The organism is Azonexus sp., from assembly GCF_049652925.1.
Classification (GTDB): domain Bacteria; phylum Pseudomonadota; class Gammaproteobacteria; order Burkholderiales; family Rhodocyclaceae; genus Azonexus.
Genome location: NZ_JBASFI010000005.1, coordinates 33955 through 52958 on the forward strand (window position 1 = coordinate 33955; position 19004 = coordinate 52958).

17 protein-coding genes are annotated in these 19004 nt (G+C 57.7%); 8 read left to right on the plus strand and 9 right to left on the minus strand.

The genetic code is table 11. The annotated features are described in order from the left end of the window. The gene (locus WBK19_RS01765) at window positions 1–1248 is read right to left on the minus strand and encodes an Arm DNA-binding domain-containing protein (protein ID WP_511286372.1); all 1248 of its coding nucleotides are present in this window, start codon (window positions 1246–1248) and stop codon (window positions 1–3) included. Continuing rightward, the gene (locus tag WBK19_RS01770; RefSeq protein WP_511286374.1) at window positions 1241–1474 is read right to left on the minus strand and encodes a hypothetical protein; all 234 of its coding nucleotides are present in this window, start codon (window positions 1472–1474) and stop codon (window positions 1241–1243) included. Before WBK19_RS01770 ends, WBK19_RS01765 begins: the two co-directional genes overlap by 8 nt. 124 nt (window positions 1475–1598) lie before the next feature. Between WBK19_RS01770 and WBK19_RS01775 the strand changes: the two genes are divergently transcribed. The 4 genes from WBK19_RS01775 (at window position 1599) to WBK19_RS01790 (ending at window position 4625) form a co-directional block, all read left to right on the plus strand. Next, a complete protein-coding gene (locus tag WBK19_RS01775; protein WP_511286376.1) occupies window positions 1599–1853 on the plus strand; it encodes a helix-turn-helix domain-containing protein in 255 nt (84 codons plus the stop codon). A gap of 343 nt (window positions 1854–2196) precedes the next feature. Continuing rightward, window positions 2197–3339 (plus strand): tyrosine-type recombinase/integrase, encoded by a 1143-nt coding sequence (locus tag WBK19_RS01780; protein ID WP_511286378.1) that lies wholly within the window; start codon window positions 2197–2199, stop codon window positions 3337–3339. Window positions 3340–3538: 199 nt separating this feature from the next. Then, complete coding sequence (locus WBK19_RS01785; protein ID WP_511286380.1) at window positions 3539–3787, plus strand: hypothetical protein; 249 nt, start codon at window positions 3539–3541, stop codon at window positions 3785–3787. A gap of 10 nt (window positions 3788–3797) precedes the next feature. Continuing rightward, window positions 3798–4625 carry a hypothetical protein gene (locus tag WBK19_RS01790; RefSeq protein ID WP_511286381.1) on the plus strand — a complete coding sequence of 276 codons (828 nt, stop codon included), beginning with the start codon at window positions 3798–3800 and terminating at the stop codon, window positions 4623–4625. A 65-nt stretch (window positions 4626–4690) separates the two neighbouring features. On the opposite strand, the gene WBK19_RS01795 is transcribed toward WBK19_RS01790, so the two are convergent. Continuing rightward, the gene (locus WBK19_RS01795; protein ID WP_511286383.1) at window positions 4691–4963 is read right to left on the minus strand and encodes a hypothetical protein; all 273 of its coding nucleotides are present in this window, start codon (window positions 4961–4963) and stop codon (window positions 4691–4693) included. 15 nt (window positions 4964–4978) lie between these two features. After that, window positions 4979–5437 carry a hypothetical protein gene (locus tag WBK19_RS01800; RefSeq protein WP_511286385.1) on the minus strand — a complete coding sequence of 153 codons (459 nt, stop codon included), beginning with the start codon at window positions 5435–5437 and terminating at the stop codon, window positions 4979–4981. Window positions 5438–5672: 235 nt separating this feature from the next. On the opposite strand from WBK19_RS01800, the gene WBK19_RS01805 reads away from it, so the two are divergent. Together WBK19_RS01805 and WBK19_RS01810 are read left to right on the plus strand one after the other, a co-directional pair. Beyond that, window positions 5673–5840 (plus strand): DNA-binding protein, encoded by a 168-nt coding sequence (locus tag WBK19_RS01805; RefSeq protein ID WP_511286387.1) that lies wholly within the window; start codon window positions 5673–5675, stop codon window positions 5838–5840. Continuing rightward, window positions 5837–6145 carry a hypothetical protein gene (locus WBK19_RS01810; protein ID WP_511286389.1) on the plus strand — a complete coding sequence of 103 codons (309 nt, stop codon included), beginning with the start codon at window positions 5837–5839 and terminating at the stop codon, window positions 6143–6145. Before WBK19_RS01805 ends, WBK19_RS01810 begins: the two co-directional genes overlap by 4 nt. Before the next feature lie 168 nt (window positions 6146–6313). On the opposite strand, the gene WBK19_RS01815 is transcribed toward WBK19_RS01810, so the two are convergent. The 5 genes from WBK19_RS01815 to WBK19_RS01835 all read right to left on the minus strand — a co-directional run bounded on the left by WBK19_RS01815 (window position 6314) and on the right by WBK19_RS01835 (window position 17618). Beyond that, window positions 6314–6637, minus strand: coding sequence for a helix-turn-helix domain-containing protein (locus WBK19_RS01815; protein WP_511286391.1), 324 nt, complete (start codon window positions 6635–6637; stop codon window positions 6314–6316). Between the two features lie 899 nt (window positions 6638–7536). Next, window positions 7537–14502 carry a PLxRFG domain-containing protein gene (locus WBK19_RS01820; protein ID WP_511286393.1) on the minus strand — a complete coding sequence of 2322 codons (6966 nt, stop codon included), beginning with the start codon at window positions 14500–14502 and terminating at the stop codon, window positions 7537–7539. A 2-nt stretch (window positions 14503–14504) separates the two neighbouring features. Continuing rightward, complete coding sequence (locus WBK19_RS01825) at window positions 14505–16361, minus strand: hypothetical protein (RefSeq protein WP_511286395.1); 1857 nt, start codon at window positions 16359–16361, stop codon at window positions 14505–14507. Between the two features lie 14 nt (window positions 16362–16375). After that, the gene (locus tag WBK19_RS01830) at window positions 16376–16852 is read right to left on the minus strand and encodes a hypothetical protein (protein ID WP_511286397.1); all 477 of its coding nucleotides are present in this window, start codon (window positions 16850–16852) and stop codon (window positions 16376–16378) included. 268 nt (window positions 16853–17120) lie between these two features. Continuing rightward, complete coding sequence (locus tag WBK19_RS01835; protein ID WP_511286399.1) at window positions 17121–17618, minus strand: hypothetical protein; 498 nt, start codon at window positions 17616–17618, stop codon at window positions 17121–17123. 371 nt (window positions 17619–17989) lie between these two features. Between WBK19_RS01835 and WBK19_RS01840 the strand changes: the two genes are divergently transcribed. Both WBK19_RS01840 and WBK19_RS01845 read left to right on the plus strand, forming a co-directional pair. Further along, on the plus strand, window positions 17990–18172 hold the full coding sequence (locus tag WBK19_RS01840; RefSeq protein WP_511286401.1) for a hypothetical protein: 183 nt from the start codon (window positions 17990–17992) through the stop codon (window positions 18170–18172). 348 nt (window positions 18173–18520) lie between these two features. After that, a complete protein-coding gene (locus WBK19_RS01845) occupies window positions 18521–18802 on the plus strand; it encodes an integration host factor subunit beta (protein WP_511286403.1) in 282 nt (93 codons plus the stop codon). Window positions 18803–19004: the final 202 nt, after the last annotated feature.

Here is a 19004-nt window from a genome sequence, read left to right on the forward strand (position 1 = left end):
TCAAACTCCTTCCGAAACGGGATCAAGGACAATTTGTGCCTGGCCATCACCCAGTGACGCCGTCAGCATGCGTTCAAAGGCAGAACCATCACGCCGGGTGAGATTCGGGACGTAGCGCGAATAGACGCGGAACAGCATCTCGGTGGTGGTGTGCCCCAACTGCCGGGCTATCCACTCGGGGTTCTCCCCCGCCCCCAGCCACAGCGTGGCGGCGGTATGGCGGCACTGGTAGGGACGCCGAATTTTCAGGCCAAGATGGCGCAGTAGGGGCCGCCAGACTCGGTTGGTGACGTTCTTGTAATCGAGTGGCTTACCTTCGCTGTTGCAGAACACATAGTCGGAAATTTGGCGCGTTCCGGCTTCCTGGATCTTCAAGGCATCAAAGACCATTTGGGACATCTGAATATCGCGCTGCGAGGAGTCGTTCTTGGTTTCCCCTTCCTCGCCATCGACAATGGTTTCCCGCACCGTCAGAAGGCGCCGATCGAAGTCGACATACTTCCATTTCAGGCCATGTACTTCTCCGGTGCGCATGCCCGTAAAGAAACGCACGGTGAAATACTGTTTGAAGTCGACACGGACGGTATCGATGATCTTTTTGACCTCCTCCAGAGAGAAGGGATCGACATCAGTCCGTTTCACCTTGAGTTGTTTGATGTTCTGAAACGGCGTGCGAAAATCAAAGCGGTCGGCGGCTTCGCAGAGGATTTGCCGCAGCGGATTCAATATTTTATTGATCCGTGGGTTGGACAACGTTTGTTTCTTGCCCCGTGCTTGAGCTTTGGCGAGGTCTGCACGGAATGCAAGGATGTCAGCCTTGGTGATACTGCCGACCGCCTTTTCCCCAAACTGGGGAACCAGGCGTTTGTCGATGTCGTCACGTACGGTTTTCTTGTGCGACCCACGCCACTCGATCTCTTTCTCCCCATACCAGATGTCGGCAAAATCCTTGAAGAGGGGCGTAGGTTTGGCGGCTGTCGCCCCCGAAACCGCCTGGGCAATAGCCGTCAGTGCAACGTCCGGGAGCGCCTGATCGAACTTCACAGCATTCTTGCTTGAAGGAAAGAACTGGCGGTAGTTGAAAGTGCCAATACTGATTTCCTCCTCGATCTTGCTTAATACTTTGCTGAGACGCTTTCGATTGGCCGGGGTATCGGTAAGTGCAGTCTGTTCGCGGCAGCGTTGACCTTGGAAGTAAAAATCTATGATCAGAGTTCCCGTCTCTTTTCGGAGTTGGATGCTAGCCATGGCAGACGCCTCCATTTGCCATCGGGATTGCGAATGCCTGGGGATTTGCACACCCCATGTCCTCTTCGATCTTTTCCCAAATAAAGAGAATCTTGCGACCACCGAATGGACGGATGTAATGCACGCCTTCGAGCAAAACGCTGTCTTTCAGGCGCTCACGAATGGTGCGGGAGTCGTACTTAATCCGAGAGGAAAGCTCGTCGGTAGTGAGATAGGTTTGTGACATGGTCAATGCTCCTTAGTTGTATAGACAAACATTGATGCGCCTACTTGCATCAATGTAAATCTAGTTTAACAACCAAGTCGTACCAATGCAAGTCTATTTTTTCTTCTGTTAAACTAGACAAACAATGATTCGCTACCGCATACAAGAACTACTTGCTGATAAGCAGTTTAAAGAAGGGCGTCGTGTCACCCTCCTTGAGCTCGCCGAAGCCACTGGCATTAGCCGCGTGACCCTTTCCAAAATGGTCAATCAGCGGGGCTACGGCACGCTGACTGATCATCTAAATAAATTGTGTGCGTACTTTGGATGTCGAATTGAGCAGCTAGCGGAATATGTTCCCGATGAGAACATTACAAGCTCAACGGAAAGCGCTAGCTAGTCGTAGACTGCAGTTAGCAAGCCACGGCAGGCAGTAGTCATTTTGCAAAATGACTGGACTGTTCATTGCGAGCGCAGTCACATACTGGTCTCAGAATAGTCACAGTATGGTCACAAAATGAAAACGGGTTAGGTGACGATCACCTAACCCGTTGATATTTTGGTGCGCCCGACTGAATTCGAATCAGTGACCCCTGCCTTCGGAGGGCCGGTTTGTGTGTTTTTTGTTGTTCGGCAACGTCCACAAAACACAACCAAGCAACTGATTTTATTGAATAGTTAATCCGTTGTAATTCAGGTTTGTTCGCTGTAGTATTTCCGTACAGATTCCGTACGGAAAAAATATGTCAATCGATCTGAAGTCCAAGACCTCTCGCAGCAACTTATCCCCGCGCCGTGAGCCCCACTGGCAACGTCTCGCTACCGGATTCTTCCTTGGGTATCGAGTCTTCGAGTCTGGGAAAGGAACATGGATTGCCAGACTGCGAGCTGACGATGGCAGGCAAAAATACAATGCTCTTGGATCATTCGAGCAATTCGATGACGCCGCGAAGGAGGCCAATCGCTGGCGCGACCAGCTGGCAATGGGCGTCACGAAGACTGACGAGACCGTCGCAGGCGCCTGCAAGAACTACGTCACGGATCTATTGAATCGCAAGGGAAAGAAATCGAGCGATGAGGCCAAGGGTAGATTTAGGCGCTTGGTCGATGACGCCACCATCGGGCGGACACGACTCAACAAGCTAACACCAAAGATTGTGCGCGACTGGCTTAATGACCAGGTGGTCGAACCCGAAGAAGATGATGACGACGAAGCCGAAACCATTCGCCGCTCCAAGGATTCAGCAAACCGGAATCTGCGCACGCTGAAGGCAGCACTCAACCAGGCACGTCGCGATGGCTTGGTAGTCTCTGATTTCGCGTGGGCAGCCGTTCAGCAATTCCAGGATGTCGGCCGGCGTCGCGAATCCATCCTTTCGACCGAGCAGCGCCAAGCCCTGCTGACCAAGTCCAGCAAAGAATTTGAACCCTTCGTCCGCGGCCTCCTTCTGACCGGTACCCGGCCAGGGGAACTGGCGAGAGTCAAGGCATCCGACTTCGACAAGGCACACGGCACGCTAGGCCTAACGGGGAAGACAGGACGGCGTGTAGTCACACTGAGCTCGACAGCCAAGAAGTTTTTTACCGAGCAGTGCAAGGACAAAATCGGCAGCGCACACGTCTTCCTAACCGAATGGAACGTACCCTGGAACAAGGACAGCTGGAAATTGTGCTTCCGTGAAGCTGCCGATGCGGCAGGCCTAACGGAGGACCATGTGCTCTACACCCTGCGCCATACAGCGATCTCAGAAATGCTCGTTGCCGGGTTGAGCATCGGCATCGTCTCCCAGCTCTGCGGGACAAGCCCTGAGATGATCGGGAAGCATTACGGGCATTTGCTACACGGTCAGACGCGCGATGCGTTGGATCGGGTTCGGGCTATTTAACCAGCGAATCAAGCGGTTGCCAACGCCTTCTAAAGAGGCACCTAGTGTATTGACAGATGCCTACAGCAAGATCAATATCATCCCGTAGAAACTGGTTCCCGAATTGATGACGGCTATTTTTTAGTGCATAATCACGCTCTTGCTTAGATCGCGGACAAATGAACGCGGCATTTATACAGCAAAATATTTGAGGGAAATCATGGCAACTATGTTATCTGACGTCACCAAGAGGGCCGTTTTTAAGGCACTTGGCATATCGTCTTTTGCAGAAGTGCTGGACAAAGAGTTCCTTGACCTAACCCCTGAACACGATGCTGACCGGGGCCTTGTCCTTGGCTTGTATGCTGACCGCAATCGCGGCTCAGTACGCATTAATTCTGGCCATTTCTATACAGCATCAGAAATGAAAGCGCGAATTAGTCGAGTTCAAGAATTAAGACTCCCTTGAACTCATGTGCATGTCAGAAACAACGACAACAACAATAAAGTCTTTTGATCAAGCTGACCTAGAGCAACTAAAGAAGCTGGCGGAGCTTTACACTCAAGCCAAGCTCCTGATTCTTTACTCTGAAGAAATTGACCCGAGCGCTAGGTCAAACATCCAGGTAATTAAAGAACTAAGAGACGCGCTAGATCACCTTATGCGCGTGGTTGCCGCTCGACTCGGTGACACTGTTCCGGCGGGAGCTGGCGAGCAGAACTACTGCTTTAAGAATCTTGATAAGGCAATTGGCCACGTTTACCGGGCCGCATTTGACGCCTTGGATGGAACCGTTCTTTCCTTGCGCGAAAAAATCGTCGAGATTCTGAAAAACTACCCGCAGACAGTAATCACAAAAGTGATTCCTGATTACTGGCAACTGCGCACCAGCCTTGAGACCCTTACCCGCAATATCGCCTCGCATCGCGCGGCAAAAGATGTCGCCGGCAATGTAGGCGAGACACTAAATTTGTACGTAAGCGATGCTGAAGAGATTAAGACTTTCTACAATCGGATAATCAATTGCGGAGAGTCGCTCGACGAGTGCCTAAGAGTTCACGAAGAAGAAGAAAAATCTGAGCATCGAAAGCACATTAAAGGGCATATCGTTGGTGGCTTGGGTTACACCATCCTAGGCGGCATTGGTATGTTGATACTGTCAGCCTTTGGTTGTAACCCAATGGAAGCCGCAAAGCGTATAGGAAAAGGGACAGAAGGCAGCTACGCGTCTCCTGCTGAAAAATCACCCTCGCCTCCTGTTCTTAGCCCGAACCCCGAAGACAAAAAAGCCTCTGCGAAGAAGTAAATTCGCTGCACAATTGTTCTTGGTGGATATTCAATCGCCAAGTCTTGGGGTCACCTCACGACCCGCTAGAGCATATAAATACTGACTCCTTGAAGTCCTCCGCCGGTCACAGTTAGGAAGACGCCAATTCGGGATAACCAGAGGTGCCTACGCAGGCGCCGCCTCAGCTCTGGTGTATTGTCCGGAATCGTCAGCGTCACCTCTTCGCCTGCCAGAATTCCCTTTTTGTTTACTTCTGTGACCTCTCCAATGAAGTACCAAAGGAGGCCCCCACCAACTGTGGCGAAGACTATACCGATCGAGTTGACGGTGTTTTTATCGAGTAGATCGAAAGTCATTGAAAACACCTACTATCAGACGCCCACCCTAGGGACGCACACGATAGCCATCGTGGGGCCTAGGTCGTTATGGATGTATTTTGAGTAGCGTTCTTTTAGGCGTCCAAACAGACCTTGGTCAGTGTCACCGATGAGGACAACGATAGTCTTGTTCTTGGCCGGTTCCATACCCTCGATTTGACCAACCAAACGATCATAGTCAGCCTTTTTCTTGAGATTGACTTTGAGTTCGAAGGCAATCTCGTCAGTTAGGAGAAGCCCTGGCCATTTGAGCCAGACGTCGATCGTCGTACCACGGTGCCGATATTCTTTTTCGACCTTGGCGTCTCCTGGCACCGACGCTCGTAACGTTTCGAGAAGATGATCTCGGTATTTAGTCTCGCCCCGAAGCGCTGGAGGCTGCCACTGCTCAACGAATTTCGTCAGGCAAGGTAGAAGGCCATGCCAGCTAACAGCCATCTTTTCGAGTTTCATACCGTTCAGGGTGATAAGTCCAAGGGTGGCACAGTCTAATCTGAAATTGCAGAACGTCATAAATTGCAGCGACTATCTGCGAGCAGGAGGGGCTGCTGTAGAGTGCGCTTTACCGGTGTCTATCGTGAGATTTCACCGGTAAGCAGCCGGGGCTGGGGAAGCCTCGAAATAGTTCCGAGGAGCACGGCGGAAGCGGCGGCGAATACCTAAACCTATCCATGGAAGGATCGCCACCGTGACCACCGCACAATTCGCCCGCGAAATGGGCATCACCGCCGAACATCTCCGAAAAGTAGTCCAGAAGATCGGCCACTACTACGGGATCACCCCCACCAAACTCCCGAATGGCCATCTGCTCTGGCCGACGGACGCACCAGCCAAGCTGAAGGGTGGTGTGAAATGAGCGAGGTCGCCACCGCCTGGAATTTCATGTCACGCGACAAGAGCACTCATAGTGTTGAGGTTGTTGGCCATTTCCCTGGCGGGCGAACTTATGGCGACAGCATCCGCATGAAGCATCCGATCTCGCACTATGAGTCGCTTTGGTCTGAGACGTATCGCTCGAAGTCGGACTACTTTGACGGGCACGGGTGGTTCGACGACTTGATCGGGGATTTTGAATCCGAAGCAGCGGCAATCGCGGCGTTCGAGAAACTGAGGGCCGCGATCCATGCGATGGATGAGCAGTCGTCTCAAATAAGCGATTGATATCAGGAGGGGCTTTTCTATCCTGATCTTGCTCAGGTGGCTCCTGAAAGAATCCAATCTGAGCAGGGACGGCGACTTTCGGGTCGCCGTTTCTTTTTGCTAGTTGCCGTCGCGAACCAGATTCAACACATCAACGGGGATCTCGCGTCGGGCTGGATCGGTGCCCCATCAATCTACCAGCAGCGCCTTGTCGATGTCGCTCATTGGAATCCGGCCAACCTTATTCAGCTTGAGCGTTCCGAACTTAACCATTCGGCTGACCGTTGCCCGGGAGATACCAAGCATCTCGGCGGCCTGCTCTTGGGTGACGTGACCGGGCCTGGGGTGGCTCTCTGCGTAAAGCTGAACGGCCTTCATAGCAATCTTCAGCGCAGCATCATCGTCATACCCGCCCTCACCTATGCGATTGCCTCGGCGACGCTCGACCTGGCCACGAGGTGGGCCGATGTCCCGGCGCCGTCGGTCCAGCCCCGACCTACGATCCAAGCTCATGACCCATCTCCCGTTTCGACATGTTGAACACATTCTGGCCCCTCGACTCTGCCACTATTTATCGCAGAACTGACAGGATAGGCAGTCATGCCTTCGGCGCTGCACGGCCTAAGCATCAGCTTCAGCGCCTCGATGTCCTGGTTGCCAGGATCTAGCCAGGCTGGGCAAGAGAGCAGCTGGAAGTGTTCGATCAGCTCAGTGGCTGTGGCGTCCGCACATGGCAATATGGCAATATGGCATTATGAAAATTCAATTATCCCGATACTAGACTACAGTTAGTTTATGCAGATTAACTTTGGAGATTTTGTGATGTTCATCAGGAATGGTCTCGCAGCCTCGGTCTTCCTAGTAGGATTTTCTGTAGCATCGGCCGACGCCTATGTGTGCCAATTGGCAAATAAATCCAGAGTTGTCCAGTCTGAGCCGTGCTCAGGTGACAAAAAGACTCTTTCCTCTTCGGGGTCTGGTTCTCAGAGCGTTTATGAGCAAAATCAAAATGCTGCTCGGGCTAGAGCGGACCTTGAGCGTCAAACAAATTTCTTTGTTAGACAGCGAGCATTGGATGCGGCGACTACAGGTCGTCCGCAGCAAGCAGTTCAACAGCATGAGGTTCCAAACAGATACCCCCAGCAACAGCCAGCTGGTCCTTGGGAGAGGCAGTACACCCAGCCGGAGGAAGCCGCTCCACAGCAACAGGTTCAGCGCGAAGCCTTCACAAACAACGGTGGGATACTCAGGCAACCCTCAGGTTCATCCTTCGAGTACGACAACAAGGGAAATACCTACCACCGGCCAGAAGGAAGCGCATTCTCATACGGCAAAGGGGGGAAAACGTGCTTCCACTATGGGGATTTTGCTGACTGCAAATAGATGGCTAAGCCGGGTCTCCCCGGCTTTTCTCATTCCACATTCGCAAACCGCCCCTCTGCCCGCAGATCCTGGCGCTTCTTGCTCAGATACACCCCGTCTTTGATCATTGCCTGACTCCGAACCTTGGCCTGCAGGCTCCGACGTAGCGAATCCGCCGTCAGCGCCATGCTCGGGTTCCGCAAGCTGAACGCCTGAGCCGCACCCATCGCTTCGACCTGCATCTCCTGATCACCGGCCAGAGCTGCGGCCACGAACATATTGGCGATCTCCTCACGCCTAGCTGTCAGCTTGCCCTCCCTACCCTTGATAGCCGCCCTGCCCTCGTACATCTCTGCCAGCTGAGCAGGCTGGAAGCCCATCGCCGTGGCGAAGATATCGCCCCCATCAAGCGGCACGCCAAGATCATCACCAGTCCAGCTCTTCACGCCATCCGTCTCATATCGAGCAGCCTTGATTGGCGCAGCGATGAACTTGGGCAACATGGCCTCAAGCCCCCGGCCGACCTTGCCCTCATCGAAGGCCTTGGCAGCCGTGCCGATATTGCCCGCGTAGCCAGCAACCGGCCCGAGCAAAGTCAGCATCCAGGCCTCGACAGCATCGCGCCCTTCTTTGTCAGCCTGCGGCGCACGGATCCACAGATCGCCCAGGCCAACACGTGATGCGAAGTCGACACCGGTGAGCGCCCGCAGAGGGCCGTGGGCGATGGCCTCTCCACCAGCCTTGCCGAAAACATCGGCCAGCATGTTGCGGAACTCGACTTGCCAGTCCCACGGCTCATCCTCGCTCCCCATACCCATGGCCAACAGTCCAAGAAGCGGTGAGATACCGAACACGCCGAGCGGCATGCCCAGGGCACCGGCCGCGGCGAAGTGCATCGATGCCAGGCCGAGCAGCATCCGGCGGGCCTCGCGTTTCACCTCGGGGGATTCGCCCTTCAACGACTGGTAGGCATTGCGCCAGAGCAGGTAGGTCATGTTCTGGCTGTACTGCTTGAACATGGTCACCACGCGAGTGAAGTTGCCGGCCATCCAGCGCGAACGATTTGAGGCGGAGTAATCGAAGTGGCTGCGGATCAACGCCTGGCGCGCCACCTCGACACCGGCTTCATGGCCCAGCCCTTTGTCGCGCGCCAGGCGGTAGGCAGCCAGTGCCGACACTTGGCGATTGAATACCTCGGGAAGATGGAAGGTCCAGCCGACGATCTTCATCGCGCGGTTCATGGCGAAAGACTTGGCGCTCGATGAGCTGTCGGTGTTCGCTGTGCCAGCCAAGTCGTGTGCCTGAGTCAGATTGACCAGGCCGGCGTCCTCGAGCTGCTGCAACGCGCGCTGCTCGTCCGCGCTCAGTGCCTTGTTGTCTTTCAGCACGAAGCCGGACCACTTGTCCCACTTCCCGCCGAAGTAATCCTTGCTCGCTTTGGTCAGCGCTGCCGAGGCATGGCCAAAGCCAAACTTGGCCCCAAGGAAAGGGAAAGTGACCAGCGGTGTCTGGCTGAGGTTAGTTAGCCCAGAGGCAACACTGCCACCCAGCGACATTACGAAACCGACCTGGCCGGCGAGTGCCGTCACCGGGTGAGTGTTCGGGTTCATCATGAGATCCAGACGCTTGGCCAGCTCGTTGGCCACCTGCTGCTGCACGGTGGTATCGACGTCGCCGGTGGTCTCGGAAATACGTTTGTTCATGCCATCCAGGAGCAGCGTGAGCTCGTCACCATGGAGCACCCGGGCAACGTGGTGGCCAACGTGTTGCATCGAGCTGGCGAAAGCGCGCATGGCGTCCTGGCTGAAGCCAGCCGTGCCCTTGCGATGGGTGAAGTGGCGGCGATACGACTGGTCCGGCAGGGCGCTGATCGCCAGCTGGTTGAGCGAGTCCATCAGGCCGGCCTTCTCCTTGGCCTCAATCTCCAGGCCATCGACCAGCTTCAGGACGTCACCGACGAACTCACCGGCCGGTCCATCCTTGGCGGCTGAGTAGCCCTTCTTGGCGGTCAATTTGGTCGTCCAGCCTTGTACCCGCAGACCACGGGCACGCTTCTCCCGTGCGGCCGAGCTCTCGAAGGCCTCGACGATGCGCTGCCCGAACTTATCGGCGATCAGGACAAAGTCTCCGAAGCGGGCGAGAGGGAAGTAAGGCCCTTCGGCCAAGTACTTGTCGAACTGCAGCCGGATCTCGGCGGCGATACGCTGGCCAGCGCTGCCGGCGCGCTCTGCCCTCTTGCTCAGGCCGTTGCGCAACTTGGCCAGGGTGCCCGCGTACTGGTCGCGAACGTCGCGATAAAGCTGCTTGGCCTCATCCGGCAAGGCAGCCCAATCCTTCAGTAGGATCGACTGCTCAGGGGTGGCAACATCGTCCCGGGTCTTGATGTCCGGATCGAACTGCTCGAGGGTGGCACTGTGCATGATCCCGGCGAGGGTGTCTGCAGTCTTGATTGGTAGCTTGCGCCACCGTTCGATAATCGTATCGGCCTGCTCGGCGATGGTATTGCGAGCCTGATCCATGGCCTGCACGACCCGGTCGAACTCTTTGACCTCGGGCATTCGCTGGCCGTAGATGTCGGCCAGTTGGTCCCGTGTGAGCGCGCCAAGCGCCCAGCTCCGCTGATTGGCCAGTTGGTGGCTGATCCAGTCACGAGCAGTGAGACGATCTTCAGCTGCCGCCTTCCCCTGGTTGAAGACGATCTCGCCCAGGTAGTTACGCAGAGGGGCGCTCTGGTTCTCCCTCATCAACCGGACGCCGAGCTCGAGCGCCTTGCCCAGCGCCGTCTCCTGCTCGCGCGACAGGCCAAGGATCATCCGAACATTGCTGACGAACCGTCCCCAGGCATCCTTGATTTTCCCCTTGATGCCACTCGGCTTTACCTGGATCGACTTTAGGGCAGACTGAAACTCCGGATTGCTGAAGGCTTCAGCAACAAACTCATGGATCGTGCTCAGGCCGTAATGGCTATCCAGGCCCAGATGGCCACGAACCTCTCGCAAGAGGGCGCGCATGGCACCTGAGGCTACCGACTTATTCGACAGAGCCTTGTAGGTCGCGGCGTGCATCAGTTCATGGAGAATCGTTGCCTCGGCCTCTTCCTCCTGCATGAGCGTGATCAAGTTGGCCTTGGGGTTGTAGCCGCCGGCGTGCTCCCCATCGTGCGCTGTGGTCTTGATGGTCGTTTCGAGCTTCTGGTCCAGCAGCAAGGTAGCCAACTCCCGATTGAACGGCGTTGCCGAGCGCTGGCTGATAGCGATCAACACGTTGTCGAGGCTCGCCCCGAATGTGATGGCGCCAAAAAGCTGGCCATCGAAACTCGATGCCGACCCCCTCACCTGGTTGAAGAGCTGCACGCCCTTCTCCGTCTCGCGGGTCTGCAGCGTTTCGAAAAGCTGGTCGAAGCCTTGGTTGATAGCTGCTCGCTCCGCACCCTCCGGGAACGGCCGGACATTGAAAATCCGATACTCCGGCATGCTGTTGTTGCTGCCATAGGACAGGAAGTCTGAACGACCGCCCGGCTCGCTGATCTTGTCCTCGACATAGGCGGAAAACGCCCGGGCAGCCATCTCGTGCTCCGTGGTCCAGTAGTCGGTCGCGCTGCCTTGGTCGATCCGCTTGGCGTCCATGGCATAACTGGTGGGCACCTGCTTGATCTTCTCGTTGGAGCTGCGTGCATCCTCAAGCATCTTCACCCGGTCAGCGTAGCGGCGCATGTCGCTACGGATACCATCGACAACACCGGTCTTCTCGGCATTCATGCCACTGCGTCCGCGCACGGACTTGAACAGGTTGCTCAGTGCATCAAGCACGTCATTCGAGAGGCGGATGTTGCCGAACCGCTGACCACGTTTTGGCTCGGTGGATCTGACCTCAAGCTCGAAGGCTTTGCCGTCGATGATGTCAGCGGCCAGGCGGTCGAACTCGGCGAGCTGCTCGGCGGTTGCCGGCTTGTTGTTGCGCTTTACCCAATCCGGAACGCTCTCCAACTGCTTGCGTATGCCGGTCAGGCTGCGGACCAGAGAGTCCCTGCTGCTGCCGACAAATTTTTCCGCCTTGGCGGTGTCCTCGACGTATTTCTCTGCCTTCGTGAACATCGTCTGAAGCAACACCTGGTATTTGGCTCGCACCTCCTCGCGCACACCGGAGTTGCGAACGCGGAACCCGTGGCTGGCGTAATCGCTTGGACCGTCGGTCGGATAGACCAGATCACCGCGCTTGTTCTGCTCCTTGACGCTCTTCGCTTTGCCATCCTGCCGGCCAAAGTAGTGATCGGCCGCATGGAACCACTCGTGAGCAAGTGCGCCAGCGCCCTGCATCTTGGTCAAATTGATCACGCCGTAGCTGCGCTCGTAATGAGCAACCGCACCAGACAAGCCTTGGCCACGCGCGCCGAACGCCAAAGCCAGATCGCCATTCAGGCTCAGCGCCTTGGGCGGCACGTCCAGAACGTCGGCGAGATCCAGCAGACCGTCGTAGGCGTGGTTCATCACCTCCTGGCGCTCATCCTGGTTGTTCCACAGGCCGAACTCGACACCACGGAAGCCAAAGGTCTTGGTGAAGTCCTCGGCCGTGGCCTTGCCTGTCCGGCGCTCAGATCCCTGGCGCATCACCTTTTCCGGTTTGGCGAACAGCTCCTCTCGGAAGCTGGTCTTGGTCTCGATGATCTCGGCAGCATGCTCGGCCATATATTTCATGGCGGCATCACGAGTCGGGAATATCTGATCAACCACCTTGATACGCTTCCTGTCTGTCACGTCACGCATGATCTCGAAGCCCTCGCCGGTGCTGGTCACGCGGTGCTTCTGGGCGACGGCGATCATCGGGATTGCGTCCCTGGCCTCCTGCTCGGACTTGAACTCAGCACCGCGAACTGGCTTGCTGGTCTTTGTATCGAACAGGTTCCAGCTCGGCTCACTGCGCAACATGTTCTGCACTGCGGTGAAGCGCTTGCGCCAGCCAGGCTCAGAGACGGCTGGAGCGGCAGCCTTGGGCTTCGGGCCGAGCGGCTGAGCGATATCCTTGCGGGCACCGCCAACCTTCTCGCCGAAATCCTGGATGGCGGCTGGAGTGGTCGCGGTAATGGGTTGATTGGCAGCCGGCTCGATCGCCGGTTGGTAGCCAATTTCGTTGAACAGCTCGGCCTCGGTCTTGGCCAGAGCTGCCGGGTCGTAGCGCTTGTACCCCTTTGCCTTCGCTTCCAACTGCTTGGCGTAACGCAGGAACAGGCCACGGAGGCCAGATTCCTGCGCCTTGATGCCGGTCACCTCTGGCGGGAAACGACTATCGACCTCATCGAGGTGCACGCCACGCTCAGCCAGCTGCTGCACCAAAATGTTGGATCGGGCCAGCACGGCAGCTGTCACTTCGGCGGGGACAAATGTCCGGGTCGTCTGCTCGCGCTCACCCTGCCAGAGATCGTCCGCGTTCCTCAGCTTGGCCTCGACCGGCTGCCCCTGGCCAGCGATGCTGTGCCAGGTCCGCTGATTCCGCTCGAGCTGCTTTTCCCAAAAGGTGACTGCCTGCTCAGTTGGCGCACGGCTCTTCAAAGCCGCACGGATTATTTTCCCGTTGTCTGGGTGCCCTGCCTCGTCGTAAGCATCGAGCACATACTGGATGCGGCCACTCAAGGCGCCCGGCTGGAATCCCTGGGTAGCCTGCACCTGGTCAGCGTTCAGCCATTCCCGAGGTGCGGCGATGAATCCACCTCCAGCCGGATGCTCGATCACGGCCAAGAGGTCGCTCCCGGCGTCTCGACTCTGCTGAACAAGACGTTGCGCCTCAGACAGATCCACAGCTTCCACCTGGCTGGCGAACTCCTGGAGGGGGCTTGATGGTGCTGCCTGCTCAGATGGGATCAGATCGGCGAACATGTCGCCGGTCTCTGGTGCACCACCCATGGGATCGAGCGCACTGTCCACAGGGGCGGCCACGGTCAGGTCGCCGAACAGGTCTTCGGTCGTCTGTGTGCGCGCCACATGGTCCGCAGCTGCCGCCGAGATCGGGCCAGCTTGCGGGTCGATCACCACCTCGCCCAGTCCATCCTGTCGAAGCACAGTGACCGGCTGCGGGGGCCGAGACGGGAGCAGATTGGCGCCGCCACCCATGACAGCACCAGCGATGGCCCCTTCGACCGCGCCGCGGATCACGCCCTGACCCAGCGGTTTATCTTCGGCAAAATTCTGCCAGGCCTGCTCTTGGCCGGACTGCAGCGCCTCTTGCCCTGCCTCAGAGGCAGCTCCGCCCCCAATACGTGCCGCGGCGCCACGCCCGGCTGCCTCAGCTCGGCCACCGGCCATGGCTGTCTGGATGTCCTCGAGCCCCAGCTTTTGGGCCACTTTGCCGCCGACTCCGGCGATCATGGCTGTTCCGGCGCCAGTCGCTAGCGAGGTTGCGGCTGCCATGCGCGGATCAACGGTCGGGTCGGTCTGATCCATCTGCTGACCAGCGGTGACGAGCCCCTCGCCTGCAGCACCAGCCAAAACAGGTGCCATTTTCGCGGCAACATTGAGGCCTTTGCCGATTGCCCCGCCGACAAGCATGCTCGGCACGCTCTCGACGACGTTCATCAGCGAGGCACCTGGATTCTGGATGATGGCCTTTCCCGCTTCGGTCAAGTTCGCCTGATCCCAAGCGGCCGGCAGATCGGCGTGATTGGTCAGAAGCGCTGTGCCGAGGCGATCCGCTCCGCTCTTCTTCCAGGCTGCGTCGAGCTCCTGCTGCGCTGCCTGCGCACCTGGGCTCAGCTCAGTTTCCTTGGCCCACTTGCCGGGCTTGAAGCCGGTCATATCACCCATGATGTCGGCCGCTTTATCGGCGTAACGGTCGCCAAGGAGCAGCGCCCCCGGAATATCGACAAGGCCAGTCATGCTGCCTGGCACTTGCTGAACACCCCGCTTTAGCCCCTTGAGGAGATCCCCAGGCTTGAAACGTGGCTCCACTGGGATGTCGTCAAACATGCCACCAGCTGGCGGCTGTTGTTGCCCCGCCGGTATGAGATCTTCGAATAAGGCAGCCATGATTATTTGATCTCCGGCAGGCCAAGCTGCTTGAGCCTCGCATTCACGGCTTTTGGATCAGCGCCGCGAGCAATAGCCGCCCGAGCCTGCGAGGTAGCATCCTGGGCTTGCGGCTGGGTGCCCTGCAGCATCGGGCGGTTCTGGCCGGTGCGAGGATCAACCAGATAGGGCACTTTGCGATTGCCCAACAATGGCTGCTTGGGATCGATTGGCTCCTCGACGTCGTGGATCTGCATCGTGCTCGGCTTTTCCGCATGGCCGGAGATCGCCTGCAGCGTCTGAATCATCCGCGAACGCTCTTCCGGCGGAGTGTTCGGATCGAGTAGCTTGCTGCGCATCTCTGAACCAGTGCGAGCCTGATTGATGTTCTCCTGCGCCAAGGCGCTTGCATCCGCCCCAGCTCGCCCAGCGTTCAGGATGGCCAGGCCCTGCACCGCCTGGTTGCGAACGTTCGGATCGGTGATTGTCGGGTCGGTCGCATCGGAGGTCAGGCGCAAGCGCTGCATGTTCTCCAGCTGGCGGGCCGGGTTGTAGGTGCTGTTCTTCTGGTCGATCAAGGCAGCGGCGGAGCTATCGACAGCCGCCACTCCATCCGGCAGATTGCTGATCAACTTGGCGCCGGGCACCCGTGCAGACGATGCTGGTGCAGTGGATGCACGACTGGCAGGAACTGTCACGGGATGCTGATCGGGCGTGGTTACCGCGGTTGGTACAGAACGGCCTTCGTTGCTATAGCTGGCTTGCGGCGTCTTGCCTGTGGCGAGGTCAATCTTCGCGTTCGTCTCGGCGATCTTGTTTGACTGCCAGCCCTTGAAATCCTTGACCAGAGAGGCGCCATCGCCAGTGTATGGCCCGTTGTGGAGCGTCTCCTCGGTGGGTGCCATGCCAGTGGCAGCGGCTGCCTTGCCTTGCCTCAGGGTCGGACCAACCGGCTCACCAGTGCCCGCCTCGAGTAGCTGGTCGACAGTCTCGAAGCCCAGCGCTTTGGCAATGCGCAGAAGCAGGTCGTCCTGCTTCTTGGACAAGATCCGCTCATCGGTCGAAACCAGGATGCTCTCACCAGACTCGGGCACCTTGGCCGGGATGCTGTCGGAGGTTGGGGTGCCTGGACCCTTGATTTTGCCGCCGAGCCGGGCAACGTTTTGAGTGATTTCAGCATTCTGCTTTTGACGGTGCCGGAGGAGCGACCGATGATTGGCTGCATCAACCGATATTTCAGACAGCTGAGCATCACTGAGTTCTCCGCCCCCGGCGAACCCCCTCGCCGCTTGCTCAATCTGCTGCTTGCGGTTGTTGATGATGCCAACCGTCTGCTGCAGCAGGCTGCCCGGCTTACGCTCCGGCTGCGCTTTGGGTTGGGGCGCCGGTGCTGCGGCGGCCGGGGCGGGCGGCGCTGCGTTACCGGTGACCCCATACTTGGCCGTGATGCGGGCGATCAGCTCGTCAGCTGACTCCCCTGGTTTGCCGCCCTCAGCGAAGGCACGCGGCCGGGTGGCGTCGGCTCTGAACTGATCGACAGCCAGCTCCGCTTGGCGGTTGGCGCCGAGCCCGCGAATACCGCTGACGTCGAGCGCTCCGGTACCGTCGTTAAGCCCCATCGCTGCGCGGGCTTTCTGCCGGCCGCTCAGGTTGCTGTTGCCGACGATGCTATCAAGGGTGGTCTGCGCCGGGTTGCTCGAGCGCCCCATCCCGGCATCGAGGTTCCGCTGCCCTTCGGCCATGGCGCTAGCTACGGACGGCGTCTCGGGCAGGATGGCCAGGCCGGTGTTCTGCGCCACTCGATTGATGTCGCTGATTCGGTTATTGAAATCACCAAGCATCTGCTGCTCACCGGCAGTCGGGTTGTATTTTGTGATCATGATGTTGTCCTCGGTTACATGTCGAAAAGAATGTCGTCGATGAGCGCCTGCGCATCGGCAGGAAGCGGCTCGTCCAGATGGCGCCAATGCCACGGCAGCTCCCGCAACTTCTGGTGCCTGGCCTGCAGGTCTCGCGTGTCGAAGCCGGCATCCTTGAGAAGCTCGAGCTCACAACGCCGGATTTCGTATCGAAGCGTTGGGAAATCTTCCTTCACGTCCTTTTTTACGCAGGCGTGAAACCGCTCGGCAAGGCCAGGTACCAGGTGTGGCAACTCCTTCGGCGGCAATGCGGCTTCGCGCCGTTGATCGGCGATGTGCTGCAGGTGATGGGCAATCTTCTGCTTCGGTGGCAGCGCAGCCACATGTGCGGTCTCGGCTTCGATCTCGGCAACGATGTCAGCGAAATCGAGTGGCTCCCGCTTCTGGACGAACGCAGGGGGTGGCGGCTGGCTTGCTTCCAGCTTGGCTAGGCGTGCGAGGTAGCGGCTCACTGACGAGACTCCAGAGCTGCGATCCGAGCCTCGAGCTCGTGATCAGCGATGACCTTACCCACCTGGGTGAGCATGTATGTCAGTTTCGAGCCATCCGCTACGTTGAGAGTCCCGCGCCGGCACTCGCCATAGACCCGAGACATCTCGCGGCGAACGTCGCGCAAAGTCTTCAAAGGGTAGAGTCGCCTGACCGGGAGAGGGGTACCACTCGCCGGCAGATGTTCTCCTTCAAGTGCTTGCGTGCGATCTGTCATGCTTTTTCAGCCTGTTAAGCAGCCCTGCGATGGGCTTCTTCGAGCTTCAGGCGGTCAAGCACGCCGCGTAGATGCTCTTCCGCCGAGGTGCAGCTCGGGCCGGACATGCTCACCGCTCTGGCAGCCTCTTTAATGCGCTGCTCGATAGCAGGTTTGGCCGTATCGACTGCATCAGCGAATAACTGGTGTCGCTCGATCAGCGCTTGCAGATCCTTGTCCGGACTCAGATCAACTGACTGCCCCTGCAGCAGGAGATCGGCCAGTTGCCGGCTGCGCTTTTCAGTCAAGCTGCGAATTTCCTGCAGCGCCTGTCCGCGCTGCGCTTCAATATCCTGAAGACGCAGGCGATATGTCGATACGCGATCGACGTTTGCCTGGTGCTGTGCTTCGGTTTCTTCAATGCTCTGGCGAGCGTGGAGGACGTCGGAATGCTTATCGAACTCGGTGTCAGGAATAAGGCTGAAGTACTCGCGGATGTGGCGAGGTAACTCGCGGTATTCGTTATCGGTCATTGGTCGTGTTTCCTCAGATAGGTTTTGGGCTGCACGACCGCGGATTCGCCGGCAGTGCAATGGGTTGATGGGGTGGGCATTTGGTTCAAGCCATTCAGGTAAGCGCTGTCGCCAGGCGTGGCCGCCAGTAGGTTCAAAACAGAACTCATAGCGATCTCGCCTCCGAGATCTGGCAGACGTCCAGAACACGGTTCGCTGCGCGAGAGCGCCGGCCCTCGCGAGTCGTATCCCGCACCGCGAGGCGACCTTCAGCGAGATATCGACGCACTCGGCGATTTCCTCGCTGGTGACCCACAACCCCGGCAAATCCGCGAGTAGCGCTGTGACGCGGCGATCGATCTCCGCCAGTCGTTCGAGGTTGGTTGCCGTTGGTGTCATTGCAGGACTCAGGCACGACGGTCAAGGTATGCCTCGAGGTCAGCTCGTTTCACCCGAAGGCTGCCACCTACGCGGCGGACGACGGATCTCAATCCGCCGGTGTTGCGGCGCAGCCTGCAGCGCCAGGTAGCAACAGTTCCAGCGCCTTGGTAGTTCTCGGCTATCTGGCGGAATGACAGGAGGTCAGAGGGTTTGCAGGGCATGACGGCAATGTGTGGCGTTTAGATGCCTGCGATAGTCCGATAGCCCCTCCTAATATCAATCTGCTATTTGCCCCTGGTAACCACGGTAATATTCCTTCTCCTAGAGGGGGGAGGCCGGGATGGGTATCGCGTGCGAGATAGCAAAAGCAGTTGTTGCAGCACTTCAAAGCCAGGTTGATAGCGATGTCGCTGGCAACAGGGCCTCATCACCGGGATTGCTTGATCGCCTCAGAGAGGCACAAGCGGAATCGGCAAAACATTGTGCCTTTGACCAGCGGGATGCTCTCCTGAGGGACACCCCAAAAGGAGTGGTGCGCAAAAATGACACGCTCTGACCTCATCGCACAGCTGGCGCAACGCTTCCCCACCCTCGCCCGTCAAGATGCCGAGATATCTGTCGCTGAGATACTCGGCGCCGTTGGCGGTGCCTTGAGTTCAGGTGGTCGGGTAGAGATCCGGGGCTTCGGCAGCTTTGGCTTGAACTACCGCGCGCCGAGAACCGGCCGAAATCCAAAGACCGGCGAGACGGTAGCCGTTCCAGGAAAATGGGTGCCTCACTTCAAGGCCGGCAAAGAACTTCGCGAACTGGTCGATGCCGGGTGAGCCACCACGGCCGCGCTGCAATAGGGGGAATAACGTGGGGGATTCGCCCCTATTGAACCTACGTACTTATTAAATAAATTTTTCGGTCTCTTTCGAGTCAATTATTTTTCTAAAAAGTAGCTCAATAGAAAACCCTCAAATCCCCCATGAAACTCCCCTCCATAAAATAAAAAGAGGAGCGATTTTGTCGCTCCCCAAGAAA